The sequence below is a fragment of the Mycobacterium sp. H4Y genome, from assembly GCF_000364405.1.
In the GTDB taxonomy this organism is placed as follows: domain Bacteria; phylum Actinomycetota; class Actinomycetes; order Mycobacteriales; family Mycobacteriaceae; genus Mycobacterium; species Mycobacterium intracellulare.
The window spans coordinates 1,569,296-1,589,064 of record NZ_AKIG01000001.1; the positions used below are offsets into that span (position 1 = coordinate 1,569,296).

21 protein-coding genes are annotated in these 19,769 nt (G+C 67.9%); 17 read left to right on the plus strand and 4 right to left on the minus strand.

Annotated elements, in window-relative coordinates; translation table 11 throughout:
- Positions 1 to 17: 17 nt before the first annotated feature.
- The 5 genes from W7U_RS06945 (at position 18) to W7U_RS06965 (ending at position 3,810) form a co-directional block, all read left to right on the plus strand.
- Entirely contained in the window at positions 18 to 620 is a 603-nt protein-coding gene (locus tag W7U_RS06945; protein ID WP_008256286.1) for a TetR family transcriptional regulator, read from the plus strand.
- A gap of 46 nt (positions 621 to 666) precedes the next feature.
- A complete protein-coding gene (locus tag W7U_RS06950; RefSeq protein WP_009953388.1) occupies positions 667 to 948 on the plus strand; it encodes a phosphoribosyl-ATP diphosphatase in 282 nt (93 codons plus the stop codon).
- Positions 949 to 950: 2 nt separating this feature from the next.
- Positions 951 to 1,805, plus strand: coding sequence for an ATP phosphoribosyltransferase (gene hisG, locus W7U_RS06955; protein WP_008256290.1), 855 nt, complete (start codon positions 951 to 953; stop codon positions 1,803 to 1,805).
- A gap of 119 nt (positions 1,806 to 1,924) precedes the next feature.
- Positions 1,925 to 2,443, plus strand: coding sequence for a membrane protein (locus W7U_RS06960; RefSeq protein WP_026071592.1), 519 nt, complete (start codon positions 1,925 to 1,927; stop codon positions 2,441 to 2,443).
- Positions 2,440 to 3,810 (plus strand): FAD-containing oxidoreductase, encoded by a 1,371-nt coding sequence (locus W7U_RS06965; protein ID WP_008256294.1) that lies wholly within the window; start codon positions 2,440 to 2,442, stop codon positions 3,808 to 3,810. The genes W7U_RS06960 and W7U_RS06965 overlap by 4 nt, the downstream gene beginning before the upstream one ends.
- A 3-nt stretch (positions 3,811 to 3,813) precedes the next feature.
- On the opposite strand, the gene W7U_RS06970 is transcribed toward W7U_RS06965, so the two are convergent.
- Entirely contained in the window at positions 3,814 to 4,710 is an 897-nt protein-coding gene (locus W7U_RS06970) for a RecB family exonuclease (protein ID WP_008256296.1), read from the minus strand.
- 74 nt (positions 4,711 to 4,784) lie between these two features.
- Between W7U_RS06970 and trmI the strand changes: the two genes are divergently transcribed.
- On the plus strand, positions 4,785 to 5,630 hold the full coding sequence (gene trmI / locus W7U_RS06975; RefSeq protein WP_008256299.1) for a tRNA (adenine(58)-N(1))-methyltransferase TrmI: 846 nt from the start codon (positions 4,785 to 4,787) through the stop codon (positions 5,628 to 5,630).
- A 5-nt stretch (positions 5,631 to 5,635) separates the two neighbouring features.
- Here trmI and W7U_RS06980 read toward each other — a convergent pair whose 3' ends face one another.
- Both W7U_RS06980 and W7U_RS06985 read right to left on the minus strand, forming a co-directional pair.
- Complete coding sequence (locus W7U_RS06980) at positions 5,636 to 5,935, minus strand: DUF503 family protein (RefSeq protein WP_008256301.1); 300 nt, start codon at positions 5,933 to 5,935, stop codon at positions 5,636 to 5,638.
- 8 nt (positions 5,936 to 5,943) lie between these two features.
- Complete coding sequence (locus W7U_RS06985; protein WP_008256302.1) at positions 5,944 to 6,555, minus strand: hypothetical protein; 612 nt, start codon at positions 6,553 to 6,555, stop codon at positions 5,944 to 5,946.
- 309 nt (positions 6,556 to 6,864) lie between these two features.
- Here W7U_RS06985 and arc point away from each other — a divergent pair, with 309 nt between their 5' ends.
- Positions 6,865 to 8,694: a proteasome ATPase gene (arc, locus tag W7U_RS06990; RefSeq protein ID WP_008256304.1), complete on the plus strand. Its 1,830-nt coding sequence runs from the start codon at positions 6,865 to 6,867 to the stop codon at positions 8,692 to 8,694.
- Positions 8,695 to 8,728: 34 nt separating this feature from the next.
- A complete protein-coding gene (locus tag W7U_RS06995) occupies positions 8,729 to 10,561 on the plus strand; it encodes a hypothetical protein (protein WP_008256306.1) in 1,833 nt (610 codons plus the stop codon).
- A 7-nt stretch (positions 10,562 to 10,568) separates the two neighbouring features.
- On the opposite strand, the gene W7U_RS07000 is transcribed toward W7U_RS06995, so the two are convergent.
- Positions 10,569 to 11,174: a hypothetical protein gene (locus W7U_RS07000; protein ID WP_008256307.1), complete on the minus strand. Its 606-nt coding sequence runs from the start codon at positions 11,172 to 11,174 to the stop codon at positions 10,569 to 10,571.
- A gap of 123 nt (positions 11,175 to 11,297) precedes the next feature.
- On the opposite strand from W7U_RS07000, the gene dop reads away from it, so the two are divergent.
- From dop to tatC, 9 genes are all read left to right on the plus strand, one after another.
- Entirely contained in the window at positions 11,298 to 12,806 is a 1,509-nt protein-coding gene (gene dop, locus W7U_RS07005; RefSeq protein WP_008256308.1) for a pup deamidase/depupylase, read from the plus strand.
- A 117-nt stretch (positions 12,807 to 12,923) separates the two neighbouring features.
- A complete protein-coding gene (locus tag W7U_RS07010) occupies positions 12,924 to 13,115 on the plus strand; it encodes a ubiquitin-like protein Pup (protein WP_008256309.1) in 192 nt (63 codons plus the stop codon).
- Complete coding sequence (gene prcB, locus W7U_RS07015; RefSeq protein WP_008256310.1) at positions 13,112 to 13,987, plus strand: proteasome subunit beta; 876 nt, start codon at positions 13,112 to 13,114, stop codon at positions 13,985 to 13,987. Before W7U_RS07010 ends, prcB begins: the two co-directional genes overlap by 4 nt.
- The gene (gene prcA / locus W7U_RS07020; RefSeq protein ID WP_008256312.1) at positions 13,984 to 14,751 is read left to right on the plus strand and encodes a proteasome subunit alpha; all 768 of its coding nucleotides are present in this window, start codon (positions 13,984 to 13,986) and stop codon (positions 14,749 to 14,751) included. Before prcB ends, prcA begins: the two co-directional genes overlap by 4 nt.
- A 214-nt stretch (positions 14,752 to 14,965) precedes the next feature.
- Positions 14,966 to 16,324, plus strand: coding sequence for a Pup--protein ligase (gene pafA, locus W7U_RS07025; protein ID WP_008256314.1), 1,359 nt, complete (start codon positions 14,966 to 14,968; stop codon positions 16,322 to 16,324).
- A gap of 75 nt (positions 16,325 to 16,399) precedes the next feature.
- A complete protein-coding gene (locus tag W7U_RS07030; RefSeq protein ID WP_008256316.1) occupies positions 16,400 to 17,407 on the plus strand; it encodes a YafY family protein in 1,008 nt (335 codons plus the stop codon).
- Positions 17,404 to 18,375 (plus strand): YafY family protein, encoded by a 972-nt coding sequence (locus W7U_RS07035; RefSeq protein ID WP_008256317.1) that lies wholly within the window; start codon positions 17,404 to 17,406, stop codon positions 18,373 to 18,375. Before W7U_RS07030 ends, W7U_RS07035 begins: the two co-directional genes overlap by 4 nt.
- Before the next feature lie 94 nt (positions 18,376 to 18,469).
- Positions 18,470 to 18,748 carry a Sec-independent protein translocase subunit TatA gene (gene tatA, locus W7U_RS07040; RefSeq protein ID WP_008256319.1) on the plus strand — a complete coding sequence of 93 codons (279 nt, stop codon included), beginning with the start codon at positions 18,470 to 18,472 and terminating at the stop codon, positions 18,746 to 18,748.
- A 55-nt stretch (positions 18,749 to 18,803) separates the two neighbouring features.
- Entirely contained in the window at positions 18,804 to 19,760 is a 957-nt protein-coding gene (tatC, locus tag W7U_RS07045) for a twin-arginine translocase subunit TatC (protein ID WP_008256322.1), read from the plus strand.
- Positions 19,761 to 19,769: the final 9 nt, after the last annotated feature.

The window sequence follows — 19,769 nt, forward strand, 5'->3', positions numbered from 1 at the left end:
TTGACGAAGGTGATGGCATGCCCTCAGCAAACACCGGTTCGTTGCGGGACCGACGCCGTGCTGAGCTGCTGTCCCAGATCCAGCAGACCGCGCACCAGCTCTTCGCCGAGCGGGGCTTCGAGGCGGTGACGACCGAGGACATCGCGTCGGCCGCCGGGATCTCCATCAGCACCTATTTCCGGTACGCGCCCACCAAGGAGGGCCTGCTGGTCGACCCCGTCCGGGATGCGGCCGCCGAGATCGTGGGTTCCTACAGTGCGAGACCGCAACACGAGTCGCCCGTCGAGGCGCTGATCCAACTGTTCGTCACGCACGCCAGGGACGTCAGCAACGTTGACAACCTGGACACCTGGCGCCTCGCCGTGGCCACCGCGCCGCACCTGTTGAGTAAATCCGTGCTGATCAGCGAAACCGACCACGGCAACCTGATCCAGCAGGTCGCTCACCGGATGGGTGTCGATGCGATGGCCGACATTCGACCCGCATTGTTGGTCCACACCAGTTTGGCCACAGTCCAATTCGTCCTCGACGGATGGCTGACCTCCGATGTCGGCGAAAGTCCGCCTTTTCACGAGCAATTGGAGCAAGCGCTGCGGCTCACCCTCGCCGGATTCGACTGAACCATGCAGTGCTGAACGAAACCGCCGTGACTTTGCCGACCGGCGCGTGAAACAATCGCTGGCCGTGAAGACCTTCGAGGATCTGTTCGCCGAACTGGGCGAGCGTGCCCGCACCCGGCCGGCCGGCAGCGCGACGGTCGCCGCGCTCGACGGCGGCATCCACGGGCTGGGCAAGAAGATCCTCGAGGAAGCCGGCGAGGTGTGGCTGGCCGCCGAACACGAACCCGACGACGCGCTGGCCGAGGAGATCAGCCAGTTGCTCTATTGGACACAGGTGCTGATGGTCGCCCGCGGGCTGTCCCTCGACGACGTGTATCGGAAGCTGTGACCATGCTGCGGGTTGCGGTTCCCAACAAGGGCACGCTGAGCGAGCCGGCCACCGAGATCTTGGCGGAGGCCGGCTACCGGCGCCGCACCGATTCCAAGGATCTGACCGTCATCGACCCGGCCAATCAGGTCGAGTTCTTCTTCCTGCGGCCCAAAGACATTGCCATCTACGTGGGTTCGGGCGAGCTGGATTTCGGCATCACCGGCCGCGATCTGGTGGGCGATTCCGACGCCCCGGTGCGGGAACGCCTGGCGCTGGGATTCGGTTCGTCGAGCTTCCGCTACGCCGCCCCGGCCGGGCGCGACTGGAAGATCGCCGATCTGGCCGGCAAGCGGGTCGCTACGGCGTATCCCAACCTGGTCCGAAAAGACTTGGCGGGCCGGGGTATTGAGGCGACCGTCATCAGACTCGACGGCGCGGTGGAGATCTCGGTGCAACTCGGCGTCGCCGACGCCATCGCCGACGTGGTCGGGTCCGGTCGCACCCTGAGCCTGCACAACCTGGTGGCCTTCGGTGATCCGCTGTGCGATTCGGAAGCCGTGCTGATCGAGAGCGACCAGGCCAGCCGCTCCGGGACGCAGGCCGCGCGCGATCAGCTGGTGGCGCGCATCCAGGGTGTGGTGTTCGGCCAGCAGTATCTGATGCTCGATTACGACTGCCCCCGCTCGGTGCTGGACAAGGCCACCGCGATCACCCCGGGGCTGGAGTCGCCCACGATTGCGCCCCTGGCCGATCCGGATTGGGTTGCCATCCGGGCGCTCGTCCCGCGCCGGGGAGTGAACGAAATCATGGATGAGCTGGCCGTCATCGGCGCCAAGGCGATCCTGGCGTCCGATATCAGGTTTTGCCGGTTCTGATTGCACACGCGGTGCGACCGCCGCGGCTGTGTTAGCGTCCGCCTCGGGGGACTGCCCGGGTTGGCGTATGGGCCGTCCCTGAAAAGGTCGCCGGCTGTTTCGTCCTCCAGGAGGTCTTCGTGACTCACGCGCTTGTTGTGTTGCTGGCTTTGTTGATTGGTGTCGTTGCCGGGTTGCGTTCGCTGACGGCGCCCGCGGTGGTCGCCTGGGCCGCCGCCCCCGCCCTCCTGGGGTGGATCGACCTGCACGGCACGTGGGCGTCCTGGATGGCCAGCATCGTCGCGGTGGTCGTCTTCACGGTCCTCGCCGTCGGCGAATTGATCAACGACAAGCTACCCAAGACCCCGCCGCGCACGGCGGCACCGATCTTCGCGGGCCGCATCGTGATGGGTGGTCTCGCGGGCGCGGCGCTGGGCGCCTGGCCGCACTGGACCTTTACCGCGCTCGGCGCCGGCGTCATCGGCGCGGTGCTGGGCACCCTCGGCGGCTACCAGGCGCGCAAGCGGCTGGCCGCCGCGGCGGGCCGGGACCTGCCCATCGCGCTGCTCGAGGACGCGGTCGCGATCGTCGGGGGACTCGTCATCGTGGCCGTGACGGGCCACGTGCTGACGGAGTACCTGCTGACGGCGGTTAAGTGACAGAACATTTCGACGCGATCATCGTCGGTGCGGGCCAGGCGGGCCCGCCGTTGGCGGGGCGGCTGACGGCGGCCGGGCAGCGCGTCGCGATCGTCGAACGCAAACTGATTGGCGGCACCTGCGTCAACACCGGGTGCATCCCTACCAAGACGCTGGTGGCCTCCGCCCATGCCGCGCACCTGGCGCGGCGCGGCGCCGACTACGGCGTCGGCACCGGCGAGATCAGCGTGGACATGGCGAAAGTCAAGGCCCGCAAGGACGAGATCATGCTCGACGACCGCAAGGGTGTCGAAGACTGGCTCGAGGGCATGGACGGCTGCACCGTCGTCCGCGGGCACGCGGTATTCACCGATCCGCACACCGTGCGGGTCGGTGACGACCTGCTGCACGCCGACCGCATCTTCCTCAACGTCGGCGGCCGCGCCGTGGTGCCCGACATTCCGGGGCTGGACGAGGTCGACTTCCTCACCAACGCGTCGATCCTCGAACTTGATGAACTGCCAACACATCTCGTCATCGTGGGAGGCAGCTACATCGCGCTGGAGTTCGCGCAGATGTACCGGCGCTTCGGGGCGCGGGTGACGGTGGTGGAGCGGGGTCCGCGGCTGGCGTCGCGCGAAGACGAGGATGTCTCGGCCACCATCGAAGACATCTTGCGGGCCGAGGACATCGACATCGTCGTCGACGCCGACGACGTGCGGGTCACCAAGACCGACAACGGGTTTGAACTCACCCCGCGCGACGGCGCCACGCCCATCCGGGGGAGTCATCTGCTGCTGGCGGTGGGCCGGCGCCCCAACACCGACGACCTGGGCCTGGCGGCCGCCGGTGTGCGGACCGACGCCCGCGGCTACATCGTCGTCGACGACCAGCTCAAGACCAGCGTCGAGCACATCTGGGCGATGGGCGACTGTAACGGCAAGGGCGCGTTCACCCACACGTCCTACAACGACTTCGAGATCGTCGCCGCCAATCTGCTCGATGACGACCCGCGGCGGGTGAGCGACCGCATCACCACTTACGCGCTCTACATCGATCCGCCGCTGGGGCGCGCCGGCCTGACCGTCGAGCAGGTCCGCGCGTCGGGGCGCAAGGCGCTCGTCGGAAAGCGGCCGATGACCAGAGTCGGCCGTGCGGTGGAAAAGGGTGAGACACAAGGCTTCATGAAAGTCGTGGTCGACGCCGAAACCAAGGAGATCCTGGGGGCCGCCGTCTTCGGGGTCGGCGGCGACGAGGCCATTCACTGCATCCTGGACGTCATGTCGGCCAAGGCACCGTACACCACGCTCTCCCGCACCATGCACATCCATCCCACGGTCAGCGAGCTCATTCCGACGGTGCTCCAGGACATGTCACCGCTGGACTAGGCGCTACGCCGCCGGCTCGCTCGAGCGCGAATCGCTTTGCGCGTCAAACGATTCCGGCCAGCCCGGGTAGGGCGGCGGTATCCCACCGAAAAGGGGGCAGTGCTGCTGGTGGGGGCACCAGTCGCACAATCGCGACTGGGTGGGACGGAAATCGCCCGTCTGACCGGCGGATTGGATGGCGCGCCAGATCGCGATCAGGGTCTTCTCGAAGCGCAGCAGCTCGTCGTGATCCGGCGAATAGTCCAGGACCTGGCCGTCGGCCAGGTAGATCAGCCGCAGCCGGGTGGGCGGCACGCCGCGAGAACGCAACAGGGCCACCGCGTAGAACTTCATCTGGAACATGGCCTTGAACTCGGCCAGGGCCCGAGCTTCCGGTGGCGCCTTGCCGGTCTTGTAGTCGACCACCCGGAGCTCGCCGGTGGCGGCGACGTCGATGCGGTCGATGAATCCACGCAGCAGCGTGCCGTCGGCGAGTTCGACCTCCACGCGTTCTTCGCAGCATTGCGGGTCGAAACGCGTCGGGTCCTCGAGGCGGTAGTAGCCGGCGAGCAACGCCTGGGCCTCGGCCAGCAGCTGGGAGCGCTGGGCGGGGTCCAATCCCGCGGTCATCTCCGGCGTCGCGGCCATCACCTGCTCCCACGCGGGCTGCACCAGCGAAAGGGCAGTGTCGGGGCCGCGCTGCGCGGCGGGGAGCTCGTAAAGCTGCTGCAGGGCGGCGTGAACCAGGGACCCGCGCAGCTGCGCCGGCGACGGCGCCTCGGGCAGGCGGTCGATGGCCCGGAAGCGGTACAGCAGTGGGCATTGCTTGAAGTCCGCCGCCCGCGACGGTGACAGCGCCGGGCGGGACACCTGCCTCGCCGGGCCCGTCACCGACTGCGGCGCCTCCGGCTGGACGATCATGTCGAAAGCCTATGACCGGGCTCCGACAACCCCCAAGCACCCGTGCGGGCGAGTCGGCTGGCACGCTAGACCGCGTGTCCGTAACCGGCCCGTTCACCGTGGGCGAGCGTGTGCAGCTCACCGACGCCAAGGGCCGGCATTACACGATGGTGCTCGCCGAGGGCGCCGAGTTCCACACCCATCGCGGGTCGATCCCGCACGACGCGGTCATCGGGCTCGAGCAGGGCAGCGTGATCAAGTCCAGTAACGGCGCCGCGTACCTGGTGCTGCGGCCGCTGTTGATCGACTACGTGATGTCGATGCCCCGCGGCCCGCAGGTGATCTACCCGAAGGACGCGGCACAGATCGTTCACGAGGGCGACATCTTCCCCGGCGCCCGGGTGCTCGAGGCCGGGGCCGGTTCGGGCGCGCTGACCTGTTCGCTGCTGCGCGCCGTGGGGCCCGGCGGGCGGGTGGTCTCCTACGAGCAGCGCGCCGATCATGCCGAGCACGCCCGACGCAATGTGTCGGTGTTCGCCGGCGGCGAGGCGCCGGACAACTGGGAATTGATCGTCAGCAATGTGGCCGACTCCGAGCTGCCGGACGGATCCTTCGATCGCGCCGTGCTCGACATGCTCGCGCCGTGGGAGGTGCTGGAGTCGGTCGCGCGGCTGCTCATCCCCGGCGGCGTGCTGATGATCTATGTGGCCACCGTCACACAACTGTCGCGCGTCGTCGAGGCGCTGCGAACGCAGCAGTGCTGGACCGAGCCGCGGTCGTGGGAGACGTTGCAACGCGGGTGGAATGTCGTCGGGCTCGCGGTGCGCCCGCAGCATTCGATGCGCGGGCACACGGCCTTCCTGATCTTCACGCGACGGCTCGCCCCGGGGGTGGTTGCGCCCGCGCCGCTGGGCCGCAAGCGCGAAGGCCGCGACGGCTAGCTCCCCTAGGCCAGATCTTCGGGGCGCACCAGCGAGCGTCGCACCGACAGCAGCTCGAACTCGGGATGCGCGGCCACCAGCCGCTCGGCCGCGTCCAGCACGTCGACCGCGTGGCCGCGGTCACCCGAAACCAGGGCGACCCCGATGCCGGCCCGTCGATACAACTCGTGCGAACCCGTCTCGGCCGCCGAGACGCTGAACTTGCGCTGCAGTTCGGCGACGACGGGACGGACGACCGATCGCTTCTGCTTGAGCGAGCGAACGTCGCCCAGCAACACGTCGAACTCGAGCCAGCCGATCCACATCCGGCGCGTCAGCCCGGCGGGTTTTGGGACGGACCGGGTTCGGGAGCCGGCGGGGGAGGCGGCGGTGCGGGTTCGGGCGGGCTCGCGGGGGCGCCGGAGGACGGGGCCGCCGGCGACTTGCCCATGGCCAACAGCGTTTCGGCGGTGTGCCGGGAAAGCTGCCAACCGCCTTGGAAGGGAGCGAATTCCATCGGGAGGGTGAAGTTCGCGTTGTCGGCCTGGGCGGTGTGGACGGCGACGCTGGCCTTCACATTGGACGGGTTCTTGTCCGACCACGCGATGTCGTTCGCGGCGAAGGTCATCGGCAGGTAGCCGTTGTCCCGCAACGCGTTGGTGAACTTGTCCAACGTGGCCGCGCTCTCCGGGGTGGCGCCCTCCACCAGACTCACCTTGGCGTCGCCGGGGACGTTCGGATCGGCCAGGCGAGCCAGGACATCGGTGAGGGCTTCGGGCGGTGGCAGGGGAGCCGTGACGGGCGCAGCAGCTTGGCTGGACGTGACCGGTGGCAGCGACGAGATGGTCGACGACTCGCTTGCGGGGTGCTTCGACGAACACGCCGCGAGTCCGACCACCGCCAGGGTGGTGGCGGTGCTGAGCGCTACGGACAGTGGTCGATGCATCCAGTGGGTCGGCCGGCTAAACGGCTCTGGCAGCTTCGGGTGGGAGCGATGTCGCTAAGGTCGGGCCGATGGGTGCAACTGAAGTCACACCGGCGGTGACCGCGACGCGAGCCGAGCCGGTGGCGAGGCTTTTTGCGGTCACTGTGCCACCTCCCGAGGCCGTTTCGATCATCACGATTAGTGGCCGAGATTACCAGCGTGACGAAAATCTTAACTTTTCGTGGGTATTTGACTACGCACATCAATCGTCAATCGCCGGTAGCTTTGAAGTATCCGCCGCGCCAATTCGGTGTGGGAAAGGAGCGCAAGATGGGTAGCTCAGAGCGTTCTGAAGCTTTCGGAACCCCCCACGAATCAGACATGTCCAGCGGCGACGAGGCCGAGTTGGAGCAGCTACGCCGCGAGGCGGCGATGTTGCGCGAGCAGCTCGAGCACACGGTCGGTGCGCAAGGCGGCGCCCGCTCTGCCCGCGACGTGCATCAGCTCGAAGCGCGCATCGACTCCCTCGCGTCCCGTAACTCGAAGTTGATGGAGACCCTCAAAGAGGCCCGCCAGCAACTGCTGGCGTTGCGGGAGGAAGTCGACCGGTTGGGCCAGCCGCCCAGCGGCTACGGCGTCCTGCTCGGCACGCACGAGGACGACACCGTCGACGTGTTCACCTCCGGCCGCAAGATGCGCCTGACGTGCTCGCCGAACATCGAAGTCGCGTTGCTGCGTAAGGGCCAGACCGTTCGCCTCAACGAGGCGCTGACGGTCGTGGAAGCGGGCACCTTCGAGTCGGTCGGCGAGATCTCCACACTGCGTGAGCTCTTGGCCGACGGGCACCGGGCGCTCGTGGTCGGGCACGCCGACGAGGAACGCATCGTCTGGCTCGCCGAGCCGCTGGTCGCCGAGAACCTGCCGGACGGTCATCCCGACGCCCTCAACGACGACACCCGGCCCCGCAAGCTGCGGCCCGGCGACTCGCTGCTGGTCGACACCAAGGCCGGCTACGCGTTCGAGCGCATCCCCAAGGCCGAGGTCGAGGACCTGGTGCTGGAAGAGGTGCCCGACGTCAGCTACCTGGACATCGGCGGCCTGACCCGCCAGATCGAGCAGATCCGCGACGCCGTGGAGCTGCCCTTCCTGCACAAGGAGCTCTACCGGGAGTACGCGCTGCGTCCGCCCAAAGGTGTGCTGCTCTACGGTCCGCCCGGCTGCGGTAAGACGCTGATCGCCAAGGCGGTGGCGAACTCGTTGGCCAAGAAGATGGCCGAGGTCCGCGGCGACGACGCGCGCGAGGCCAAGTCGTACTTCCTCAACATCAAGGGCCCTGAGCTGCTGAACAAGTTCGTCGGCGAGACCGAGCGCCACATCCGGCTGATCTTCCAGCGCGCCCGCGAGAAGGCGTCGGAAGGCACCCCGGTGATCGTGTTCTTCGACGAGATGGACTCGATCTTCCGCACCCGTGGCACGGGGGTGTCCTCGGACGTCGAGACGACCGTGGTCCCGCAGCTGCTCAGCGAGATCGACGGCGTCGAGGGGCTCGAGAACGTCATCGTGATCGGCGCGTCCAACCGCGAGGACATGATCGACCCCGCGATCCTGCGGCCGGGCCGGCTCGACGTGAAGATCAAGATCGAGCGCCCGGATGCCGAAGCGGCGCAAGACATCTTCTCGAAGTACCTGACCGAGGAGTTGCCGCTGCACGCCGACGACCTCGCCGAGTTCGGCGGCGACCGCACGGCCTGCATCAAGGCGATGATCGAGAAGGTCGTCGAGCGGATGTACGCCGAGATCGACGACAACCGGTTCCTGGAGGTCACCTACGCCAACGGTGACAAGGAAGTCATGTACTTCAAGGACTTCAACTCCGGGGCGATGATCCAGAACGTCGTCGACCGGGCGAAGAAGAACGCGATCAAGTCGGTGCTGGAAACCGGTCAACCGGGCCTGCGCATCCAGCATCTGCTCGACTCGATCGTCGACGAGTTCGCCGAGAACGAGGACCTGCCCAACACCACCAACCCCGATGACTGGGCGCGGATTTCGGGCAAGAAGGGCGAGCGGATCGTTTACATCCGCACGCTGGTCACCGGCAAGAGCTCGAGCGCGTCGCGGGCCATCGACACCGAGTCGAACCTGGGTCAGTACTTGTAAACATTTGTCGGCGCCACCGGCTAGCGTCGCACCCGTGCGGCTCCGCTTTGAGGCTCCGGGTGACGACGACGCCTACGACCAGGTTCGTGGCGTGCTGCTGGACGAGCTCGACGGTTGGTGGTCCGGAGTCGACTCGGATCGGGAAGCCGTCGTCTCCGACGTCGCCGTCTTTCTGGACTGGCGTTACTTCGACTCCACCGGTGTGCTCGACGATTTCGCGCCCGCCGATATCGCGGAATTTTTGCTGGAGTGGTGTCCGCGGCGGTTCGAAGGCCGGCCGGACGACGCCGCCAGTCTGTGCTTCGCGGTCGGCGTATACGTCGACTTCATGGAGGCAACGGGGCGTCTGGTCGGCGGTGCCGACCGCGCCGCCAGGTTGCGCAGGCTGGCCGACGACCTTGCGCCGACCCTGCTGGCCGACGACCTTGCGCCGACCCTGCTGGCCGAAGCACGCGACCCTACCGTTGTCGAGGATCTTCCGGACTTGGGCGACGCGCCGGAGCCGTTCGAACTGCCGTTCCTCTACGTTCCGCCGTCCGCGACCGATCTGGCGGCCGCCGCGACGGCGGTCCCGCTGCTCGCCAAACTCGATGCCTTGCGCGACTATCTCGGGCCGGACGGCAAGCCGCTCACCGACAAGGGCGAACTCGAACTTGCTGATGGTCGCGCGCTGGTGGAACGCCTCGACACCGGCGACGTGTTGGATTTCGAGTTGGGCGAGCTGAAATATCCGGCGCGGTCGACGGCGGCGCTGCGGCGTCTGAATTTCCTCGTCCAAGTGGCTATCGAGGCGGGCGCGGTGGACGTGCATCGCCACCGGGTGCTGCCGGGGCAGGAGTGGGGGACGCGCTCGCCCGTGGAGCGGGCGGAGTCGCTGTTCGCGGCGATCCTCTTGTCACGTCCGTTGCGGTCGTTGCATTCGGCGCAGCTCTATCCCGAGCAGCACGTCATGCACGACCTGCTCGACGACGGGATCGCGTGTTGGCTGGCGCCGCTGCTGCAAGACGGCGCGAAACTTCCCTTCGAATCCTTGCTGGAGTGGGTGCACGCGCTGGTTGCCGCGCAACGGCCGTCGCCGCGCTGGTATGCCGACGAGGAGGACACGCTGGAGGCATACGTCGAGGACGACATGGGCCGACTCCTCGACGTGCTGCGGCAGGCCGGTGTGGTGCGCTGGACCGACGCCCTCGAACGGCCGCAGCCGCTTGGGCCTAGCAATTGGACGGGTGGGACTGTGGCGCTGACCGCGCTGGGGCGTCACGTCGTGCCGGAATACGTGGAGGACGCCGGATTCGCGCTGCGCCGTCTCGACCGAATCAACGACTGGGATGCGACGGACCTGATCGGCGCAATGCTGTTGGTGGGCAAGGACACTCATGTGCCGTTGATAGCAAACTGGCAGGCCGACCGGCCGGCCGCCGAGCGGGTGCAGATGCTCACCGAGGCCGTCGCGGCGACACCGAGCGCGGCCGGCCGCCTGATGGGATTCGTCGCCCTGAACGAGTTCGACATCGACGTGGCCGAACCCTTCGTTCGTCAGCTGCTGGACAGCCCGGTCGCCGGCCACGCCGCGCTCTGGCTGATCCAGCGGGACCGCGCCGACGCCGAGACGCTCGCGAGCTTTGTCGACGTTGCCGTGCTCGTCGACGTCCTTGCGGGGACCCTCGAATCGCCCGAGGAGCTGTGCGGCCTCTTCGCCGGTTTGTCCGACCCGTCCCAGTTGCTGGACGACATCTGGCGTCATCCGGCGCCGGAGACCGCGCTCGTCCTCGACGCGCTCGGCCGTCACCTGCCGGACCGAGCACTGGCCAAGGCCGCGCGCAAAGCGGCGGTGCGGCACCAGAGTTGGATGGCAAATCGCCTGTGATGCGGCGTCAGTCCAACTGGAGCGAGTAGCTGTTCGTCAGATCGTCCTGCGTGACATGCGCGGAACGGGTGCGGGTGTCCACCCGCAACTCCTCGGTCAGCACGCGCGGCTGATAGGCCCACCCGTGCGGCAGGTTGAGCCGGGCGGCCAAGCCGGGCAGGTCGGCGCGCGACAAGGTGGGGTCGGCGACCTGGCTCCAAGTCTGCATGACCCAGCGCTGCCCGCCGGGATCGAGGAGTTCGTAGACCTCTTCACCCGGGTTGAAGACGAAGACCGTGTGGCGGTTGACCTGATTGGCGGTATAGGGCGCGGGGTTCATCGACGACAACAGGACCGTGGCCTGCTGAATCATCTCGATCCCGCCGAAGGTCTTGGTGATACGCGGCCCTTGCCGTTGCTTCTCGATGGCGTTCATCAGCCAGTAGCGCGGACCGTTGAGCAGCGCCGTGGCCGCCCCGTGCTCCTTGGCGATGGCCTGGGCGTCGAGCTTCGACCACAGCTCGGCCGGACAGTCGTTGAGCGGGAAGCTGTTGTACACCGTGGCCTGCGGTCCCGCCTCCCCGGGGGTCACGAGAAGCACTTCGCCGTAACGCTTCCCGGATAGGTCGGTCATCCCGTGAAGCTAATCACCGTCGTCGGCGGCGTCAACAGCAAACGCGATCACCGATGACCAGCGGCGCCGGGGCGCCGACGCCCGGGAGAAGGTCAATTCCGCACCTCGCCTAGTCTTTGAAGCATGCAAAGGATTATCGGGACGGAGGTCGAATACGGCATTTCCTCGCCATCGGACCCGACGGCGAACCCGATCCTCACGTCGACGCAGGCGGTCTTGGCTTATGCGGCCGCGGCGGGCATTCAGCGCGCCAAGCGGACCCGGTGGGACTACGAGGTGGAATCGCCGCTGCGCGACGCGCGCGGGTTCGACCTGAGCCGCTCGGCCGGCCCGCCGCCGGTGGTCGACGCCGACGAGGTCGGCGCGGCCAACATGATCCTGACCAACGGGGCACGGCTCTACGTCGACCACGCGCACCCCGAATACTCCGCGCCCGAATGCACCGACCCGCTCGACGCCGTGATCTGGGACAAGGCCGGCGAGCGGGTGATGGAGGCCGCCGCCCGACACGTCGCCAGCGTGCCCGGGGCCGCGAAATTGCAGCTTTACAAGAACAACGTCGACGGCAAGGGCGCCTCCTACGGGTCGCACGAAAACTATCTGATGTCGCGGCAGACGCCGTTCTCGGCGATCATCGCCGGGCTGACCCCCTTCCTGGTATCGCGGCAGGTGGTCACCGGCTCGGGACGCGTGGGCATCGGGCCCTCCGGCGACGAGCCCGGCTTTCAGCTGTCGCAGCGCTCGGACTACATCGAGGTCGAGGTCGGCCTGGAGACCACCCTCAAGCGCGGCATCATCAACACCCGCGACGAGCCGCACGCCGACGCCGACCGGTACCGGCGCCTGCACGTCATCATCGGCGACGCCAACCTCGCCGAGACGTCGACCTATTTGAAGCTGGGCACCACGTCGCTGGTGCTGGACTTGATCGAAGAGGGCCCGGCGCACGGAATCGATTTGAGCGATCTGGCCCTGGCGCGGCCGGTGCACGCGGTCCACGCGATCAGCCGCGACCCGTCGCTGCGCGCCGCGGTGGCTCTGGCCGACGGTCGAGAGCTGACCGGGCTTGCGCTGCAACGGGTTTACCTCGATCGGGTGGCGAAGCTCGTCGACAGCCGCGACCCCGATCCGCGCGCGGCCGACATCGTCGAAACCTGGGCTCACGTGCTCGACCAACTCGAGCGCGATCCGATGGAATGCGCCGAGCTGCTGGACTGGCCCGCCAAGCTGCGTCTGCTCGAAGGGTTCCGGCAGCGGGAGAACCTGAGCTGGTCGGCGCCGCGGTTGCACCTGGTCGACCTGCAATACTCCGACGTCCGGCTGGACAAGGGTCTGTACAACCGGCTGGTCGCGCGGGGCTCGATGAAGCGCCTGGTGTCCGAGCACCAGGTGCTCGAAGCGGTGGACAGCCCGCCGACGGACACCCGCGCGTACTTCCGCGGTGAATGCCTTCGCCGGTTCGGCGCCGACATCGCCGCGGCCAGTTGGGACTCGGTGATCTTCGACCTGGGGGGCGATTCCCTGGTCCGCATTCCCACGCTGGAGCCGCTGCGGGGCAGCAAAGCGCACGTGGGAGCGCTGCTGGACTCGGTGCACAGCGCGGCGGAACTGGTCGAACAACTCACCAGCTAGCCGCCGGTTCGGCCGGGGAACGTCGGGGTTGACCGGTAGGGTAGGAAAGACCAACGGGCGGCGTGGCTGGACAATTGAAAGGCCATTCAACAAGCCCAGACAACGCAGGAGGCGGCGATGGCTCAGGAGCAGACCAAGCGTGGCGGTGGCGGCGACGAGGACGACTTCGCCGGCAGCACGGCCGCGGGCCAAGAGCGCCGGGAGAAGCTGGCCGAGGAGACTGACGATTTGCTCGACGAGATTGATGACGTTCTCGAGGAGAACGCCGAGGACTTCGTGCGGGCGTACGTCCAAAAGGGCGGCCAGTGACCTGGCAGTTCTCTGATCGCCTACCCATCAACTCCGCACTTCCGGGAAACCCCGCTGTAGACCTTTCCTCGTTCGCCGACTTCCTGCGCCGTCAGGCGCCGGAGTTGCTGCCGGCCTCCTTCGGGGCCGTCCAGTCGGAAAGCGCCGGGGCGCAGCTGCCCCACGGGACTACCATCGTCGCGCTGAAGTACCCCGGCGGTGTGGTGCTCGCCGGCGACCGGCGCTCGACGCAGGGCAACATGATCGCCGGTCGTGACGTCAAGAAGGTGTACATCACCGACGACTACACCGCGACCGGCATCGCCGGAACCGCCGCCATCGCCGTGGAGTTCGCCCGCCTTTACGCCGTGGAACTCGAGCACTACGAGAAACTCGAAGGCGTGCCGCTGACGTTCGCCGGCAAGGTGAACCGGCTGGCGATCATGGTGCGCGGCAACCTGGCCGCCGCCATGCAGGGGCTGGTCGCGTTGCCGCTGCTGGTGGGTTACGACATCGACGCGCCCGATCCGGAAGGCGCCGGCCGCATCGTGTCGTTCGACGCCGCCGGCGGCTGGAACCTGGAGGAGGAGGGCTACCAGTCGGTGGGCTCGGGCTCGATTTTCGCCAAGTCGTCGATGAAGAAGTTGTACTCGCAGGTCACCGACGCCGACTCCGCGGTGCGGGTCGCGATCGAGGCGCTCTACGATGCGGCCGACGACGACTCCGCGACCGGCGGGCCGGATCTGGTCCGCGGCATCTATCCCACGGCGGTCACCATCGGCGCCGAGGGGGCGCTGGAAGTGCCGGAGGGCCGCATCGCCGAGCTGGCTCGTGAGGTGATCCAAAGTCGTTCGCGCGCTGACACTTTCGGCCCCGATGGTGGTGAGAAGTGAGCTTCCCGTATTTCATCTCGCCCGAACAGGCGATGCGTGAGCGCAGCGAGCTCGCGCGCAAGGGCATCGCCCGGGGCAAGAGCGTGGTCGCCCTGGTCTATGCCGGCGGGGTGCTTTTCGTCGCGGAGAACCCGTCGCGGTCGCTGCAGAAGATCAGCGAGCTCTACGATCGGGTGGGCTTCGCCGCCGCCGGAAAGTTCAACGAATTCGACAATTTGCGCCGCGGCGGAATCCAATTCGCCGACACCCGCGGCTACGCCTACGACCGTCGCGACGTCACCGGCCGCCAGCTGGCCAACGTCTACGCGCAGACGCTGGGCACCATCTTCACCGAACAGGCCAAGCCCTACGAGGTGGAATTGTGCGTCGCCGAGGTGGCGCACTATGGGGAGTCGAAACCGCCTGAGTTGTACCGCATTACCTATGACGGGTCGATCGCCGACGAGCCGCATTTCGTGGTGATGGGTGGCACCACCGAGCCGATCACCACCGCGCTCAAGGACTCGTACGCCGAAAACGCCAACCTGCGCGAGGCCACGCGCATCGCCGTGAAAGCGTTGCGGGCCGGCAGCGAATCCTCCAACGGCGACCAGTCCACCCTGGACGTGGCCAGCCTGGAGGTCGCCATCTTGGACGTCAACCGCCCGCGGCGGGCGTTCCGGCGGATCAACCGCGCCACCCTGGAGAATTTGCTGCGCGAACTGGATTCGAACGGATCCTCCGACGGCGACGAGTCGGAGTCGAACGGCGGCTCGCCCGACTAGACCACCGTCGGGCATAGCGTCCGACGCGGTGGTGCTGGTGTGGCTGCCGGTGCTCAAGGTGCCGATGAGGCTCGCATCTCCCCGGGGTTGCGCCCCGGCCGCGTCATCGCCAGGTGGAGCGGCGCGGCCATAAAACCGGACCGCGCAAAACTTCGTCGATCGATACGCGCGGCTTGCTCACCGTCATGCTCGGACAACCAGTACGCTCGATTACGTGCAGCGACGAATCATGGGCATCGAGACCGAGTTCGGGGTCACCTGCACATTCCACGGCCATCGCCGGCTCAGCCCGGACGAGGTGGCCCGCTACCTGTTCCGGCGGGTCGTGTCGTGGGGGCGCAGCTCCAACGTCTTCCTGCGTAACGGCGCCCGCCTCTACCTCGACGTGGGCAGCCACCCCGAGTACGCCACCGCCGAGTGCGACAGCCTGGTGCAGCTGGTCACCCACGACCGCGCCGGGGAATGGGTGCTCGAAGACCTGCTCGTCGACGCCGAGCAGCGCCTCGCCGACGAGGGCATCGGCGGCGACATCTACCTGTTCAAGAACAACACCGATTCGGCGGGCAACTCCTACGGGTGCCACGAGAACTACCTGATCGTGCGGGCCGGCGAATTCTCCCGGATCTCCGACGTCCTGCTGCCGTTCCTGGTCACGCGCCAGCTGATCTGCGGGGCCGGCAAGGTGCTGCAGACCCCGAAGGCGGCGACGTTCTGCCTTTCCCAACGCGCCGAGCACATTTGGGAGGGCGTCTCGTCGGCCACCACCCGCAGCCGGCCGATCATCAACACCCGCGACGAGCCGCACGCCGACGCCGAGAAGTACCGGCGCCTGCACGTGATCGTCGGCGACTCCAACATGTGCGAAACCACCACCATGCTCAAGGTGGGCACCGCCGCGCTGGTGCTGGAGATGATCGAAGCGGGCGTGCCGTTCCGGGATTTCTCGCTGGACAACCCCATCCGCGCCATCCGCGAGGTCAGCCACGACATCACCGGCCGGCGGCCGGTGCGGCTGGCGGGCGGGCGTCAGGCCAGCGCCCTGGACATCCAGCGCGAGTACTACAGCCGCGCGGTCGAGCACCTGCAGACCCGCGAACCCAACGCCCAGATCGAGCAGATCGTCGACCTGTGGGGTCGCCAGCTCGACGCCGTCGAGAGCCAGGACTTCGCCAAGGTGGACACCGAGATCGACTGGGTGATCAAGCGCAAGCTGTTCCAGCGCTACCAGGACCGCTACAGCATGGAGCTGTCCGACCCGAAGATCGCCCAGCTCGACCTGGCCTACCACGACATCAAGCGCGGGCGCGGCGTCTTTGATCTGCTGCAGCGCAAGGGACTTGCGGCCCGCGTCACCACCGACGAGGACATCGCCGAGGCGGTCGACAATCCGCCGCAGACCACCCGGGCGCGGCTGCGTGGCGAGTTCATCAGCGCCGCCCAGGCCGCCGGCCGTGACTTCACCGTCGACTGGGTGCACCTCAAGCTCAACGACCAGGCGCAGCGGACCGTGCTGTGCAAGGACCCCTTCCGTGCGGTCGACGAGCGGGTCAAGCGGCTGATCGCCAGCATGTAGCCGCGCCGACGCGGTTGCGCGACGCGGTGCGCGGGTGGAAGCGCCGGGCGGCGACCATCGAATAATCTGGTGCCAATGGCGACGTCAAAAGTCGAACGGTTGGTGAACCTGGTCATCGCCCTGCTGTCCACCCGCGGGTACATCACGGCGGAAAAGATCAGGTCGAGCGTGGCGGGTTACTCGGAGAGCGCGAGCGCCGAGGCGTTCTCCCGCATGTTCGAGCGCGACAAGAACGAGCTGCGCGACCTCGGCATCCCGCTCGAGGTCGGCAGGGTGTCGGCGTGGGACGCATGCGAGGGCTACCGGATCAACCGCGACGCCTATTCGCTCGCGCCGGTCGACCTGACCCCGGACGAGGCGGCCGCGGTGGCCGTCGCGACCCAGCTGTGGGAGTCACCCGAACTCATCACCGCCACCCAGGGGGCGCTGCTCAAACTGCGCGCCGCCGGCGTCGACGTCGACCCCCTGGATGACGGGGCGCCGGTCGCCATCGCGTCGCCGGTCGGAGTGCCGGGCCTGCGTGGCTCGGAGGATGTTCTCGGAATCCTGTTGTCGGCCATCGATTCCCGACGGGCGGTCCAGTTTCCGCACCGGCCGTCGCGGGCCGAGCCCTACGCCACCCGCACCGTCGAGCCCTGGGGTGTCGTCACCGAGAAGGGCCGCTGGTATCTGGTGGGCCACGACCGCGACCGCGACGCCACCCGGACCTTCCGGCTCTCCCGGATCGGCCCCGATGTCACGCCGATCGGCCCGGCGGGCGCGGTCACCGTGCCGGAAGGCATAGACCTGCGCCGGATCGTGGCCCAGACGGTCACCGACGTTGCAGCGACACCGGCCGGCGGGCTGGCCCAGGTGTGGGTGGCCGCCGGGCGGGCCACCGCGCTGCGCCGGGCCGGCAGGCACGTCGGCGAACGGCGACTGGGTGAGCGCGACGGCGAGGTGATCGAGCTCGACATCCGATCCACCGACCAGCTCGCCCGTGACATCGCCGGCTACGGCGCCGACGCCCTGGTGCTCGAGCCCCAATCGCTGCGCGACGACGTGCTGGCCCGGTTGCGGGCGCATGCGGGCGTGTCCGCATGACCGCCATCTCCACCCGCCTGGTCCGGCTGCTGAACATGGTCCCGTACTTCCAGGCCAACCCGCGGGTCACCCGGGCCAAGGCCGCCGCCGACCTCGGGGTTTCGGCCAAGCAACTCGAAGAGGACCTCAACCAGCTCTGGATGTGCGGCCTTCCCGGCTACTTCCCGGGCGACCTCATCGATTTCCAGTTCTCCGGGGACACCATCGAGGTGACGTTCTCCGCCGGCATCGACCGACCGCTCAAGCTCACCTCACCGGAGGCCACCGGCCTGCTGGTGGCGCTGCGGGCGCTGGCCGACATCCCCGGCGTCGTCGACCCCGAAGCCGCGCGCAGTGCGATCGCCAAGATCGAGGACGCCGCCGGGGCCCTCGGCCACGACACCGCACCCGCTGCGACGGCCGTCGACGAGCCCGCGCCGGCGGAAAGCCGGGCCGCCGCCGCGGTGCGCGCCGCCGTGCAGTCGCGACACGCGCTGGCCATCGACTACTACTCCGCCTCGCACGACACCCTCACCAGCCGGGTCGTCGATCCCATCCGGGTGCTGCTGATCGGCGGCCACAGCTACCTGGAGGCCTGGTCGCGGGAGGCAGAAGGGGTCCGGCTGTTCCGCTTCGACCGCATCGTGGAGGCCAGCGAACTCGATGAGCCCGCAGCGCCGCCCGAGCCGGCGCTGCACGCGCCCCCCGACACCTCACTGTTCGACGGCGATCCCTCACTGCCGTTCGCCAAACTACGGGTCGCGCCCACGGCGTCCTGGATGTTCGAGTACTACCCGATGCGCGACGTGCGCGAGTTGCCCGACGGATCCTGCGAGGCGGTGATGACCTACGCCTCCGAGGACTGGATGACGCGGCTGGTGCTGGGCCTGGGGCCGGCCGTGCGGGTGCTGGCACCGGAGTCGCTGGCACAGCGGGTGCGGGACGCCGCGGCGGCCGCGGTGGCGTCGTATGACGCCCTGAGCTCATAAAAGTCCAGGCAACGTGGCCCCTCGGCGCGGCGCGGGCCCACCGCCACGCGGCGCTGCTGCGGTAGCATCGGGTCAACGTCTGGAGGTAATCAAAGTGGGCAGTCTGAGTCCGTGGCACTGGGCGATCCTCGCGGTCGTGGTGATCTTGCTGTTTGGTGCCAAGAAGCTCCCCGACGCGGCGCGTTCGTTGGGCAAGTCGATGCGGATCTTCAAGTCCGAGATCCGGGAAATGCAGAGCGAGAACAAGCCGGAGACCTCGGCTTTGGGGACCCAAAGCGACGCCCCCGCGGCGAACCCGACGCCCGTGCAGTCGCAGCGGGTCGACCCTCCGGCGCCCAGCGAGCAAGGGCACAGCGAAGCACGCCCGGCGTAGCCGCCGTCATCGTCGCGGTGCCCGAGCGCCCCTGACCGAGCCCTAGACGAGCATCGTGAAATCACTCAAGGTTTCAGCGCGCACTTCTGGCCTGCTGAAGCGCCTCAACCCACGCAACAGACGCAGTCGCACCAACCCGGACGCGACCATGTCGCTGGTCGACCACCTCACCGAACTGCGCAGGCGGCTGCTGATTTCCCTGGCGGCCATCGTGCTGACCACGATTTTCGGGTTCGTCTGGTACTCGCATCCGATCTTCGGGCTGGAAAGCCTCGGCGAGTGGCTGCGTCATCCCTACTGTTCGCTGCCGCAGTCGGCGCGCGCGGACATCAGCGCCAACGGGCAATGCCGGCTGCTGGCCACCGCGCCGTTCGACCAGTTCATGCTGCGGCTCAAGGTGGGACTGACCGCCGGGGTGGTACTGGCCTGCCCGGTCTGGTTCTACCAGCTGTGGGCGTTCATCACCCCCGGCCTCTATCAGAAGGAGCGCCGCTTCGCGATCGCGTTCGTGGTCCCGGCCGTGGTGCTGTTCGGCGCGGGTGCGGCGCTGGCCTACTTCGTGCTGTCCAAGGCCCTGGGCTTTTTGCTGACGGTCGGCAGCGACGTGCAGGTGACCGCCCTGTCCGGTGACCGCTATTTCGGGTTCCTGATCAATCTGCTGGTGGTGTTCGGCGTCAGCTTCGAATTCCCGCTGCTGATCGTCATGCTCAACACGGTCGGCCTGCTGACCTACCAGCGGCTCAAGTCGTGGCGGCGCGGCCTGATCTTCGCGATGTTCGTGTTCGCGGCGGTATTCACACCAGGCTCCGATCCGTTTTCGATGACCGCACTCGGCTTGGCGCTGTCCGTCCTCCTCGAGTTCGCCATCCAGATCGCCCGCCTCCACGACAAGCGCAAGGCCAAACGCGAAGCCCAGACGGAGATCCCCGACGACGAAGCATCGGTCATCGATCGGCCCACCGCGATACCGGAGCCGTCGGTCACCGCCGGGCAACACGACGATGTCACCTGAACCGTCGGC

What these genes read in the sequence shown, in the direction of transcription:
- W7U_RS06945 (WP_008256286.1), top strand. Translation starts at nt 18, where the DNA reads ATGCCCTCAGCAAACACCGGTTCGTTGCGGGACCGACGCCGTGCTGAG.
- hisG (WP_008256290.1), top strand. Translation starts at nt 951, where the DNA reads ATGCTGCGGGTTGCGGTTCCCAACAAGGGCACGCTGAGCGAGCCGGCC.
- W7U_RS06970 (WP_008256296.1), bottom strand. Translation starts at nt 4,710, where the DNA reads ATGATCGTCCAGCCGGAGGCGCCGCAGTCGGTGACGGGCCCGGCGAGG.
- W7U_RS06980 (WP_008256301.1), bottom strand. Translation starts at nt 5,935, where the DNA reads ATGTGGATCGGCTGGCTCGAGTTCGACGTGTTGCTGGGCGACGTTCGC.
- W7U_RS06985 (WP_008256302.1), bottom strand. Translation starts at nt 6,555, where the DNA reads ATGCATCGACCACTGTCCGTAGCGCTCAGCACCGCCACCACCCTGGCG.
- arc (WP_008256304.1), top strand. Translation starts at nt 6,865, where the DNA reads ATGGGTAGCTCAGAGCGTTCTGAAGCTTTCGGAACCCCCCACGAATCA.
- W7U_RS07000 (WP_008256307.1), bottom strand. Translation starts at nt 11,174, where the DNA reads ATGACCGACCTATCCGGGAAGCGTTACGGCGAAGTGCTTCTCGTGACC.
- dop (WP_008256308.1), top strand. Translation starts at nt 11,298, where the DNA reads ATGCAAAGGATTATCGGGACGGAGGTCGAATACGGCATTTCCTCGCCA.
- W7U_RS07010 (WP_008256309.1), top strand. Translation starts at nt 12,924, where the DNA reads ATGGCTCAGGAGCAGACCAAGCGTGGCGGTGGCGGCGACGAGGACGAC.
- W7U_RS07030 (WP_008256316.1), top strand. Translation starts at nt 16,400, where the DNA reads ATGGCGACGTCAAAAGTCGAACGGTTGGTGAACCTGGTCATCGCCCTG.
- W7U_RS07035 (WP_008256317.1), top strand. Translation starts at nt 17,404, where the DNA reads ATGACCGCCATCTCCACCCGCCTGGTCCGGCTGCTGAACATGGTCCCG.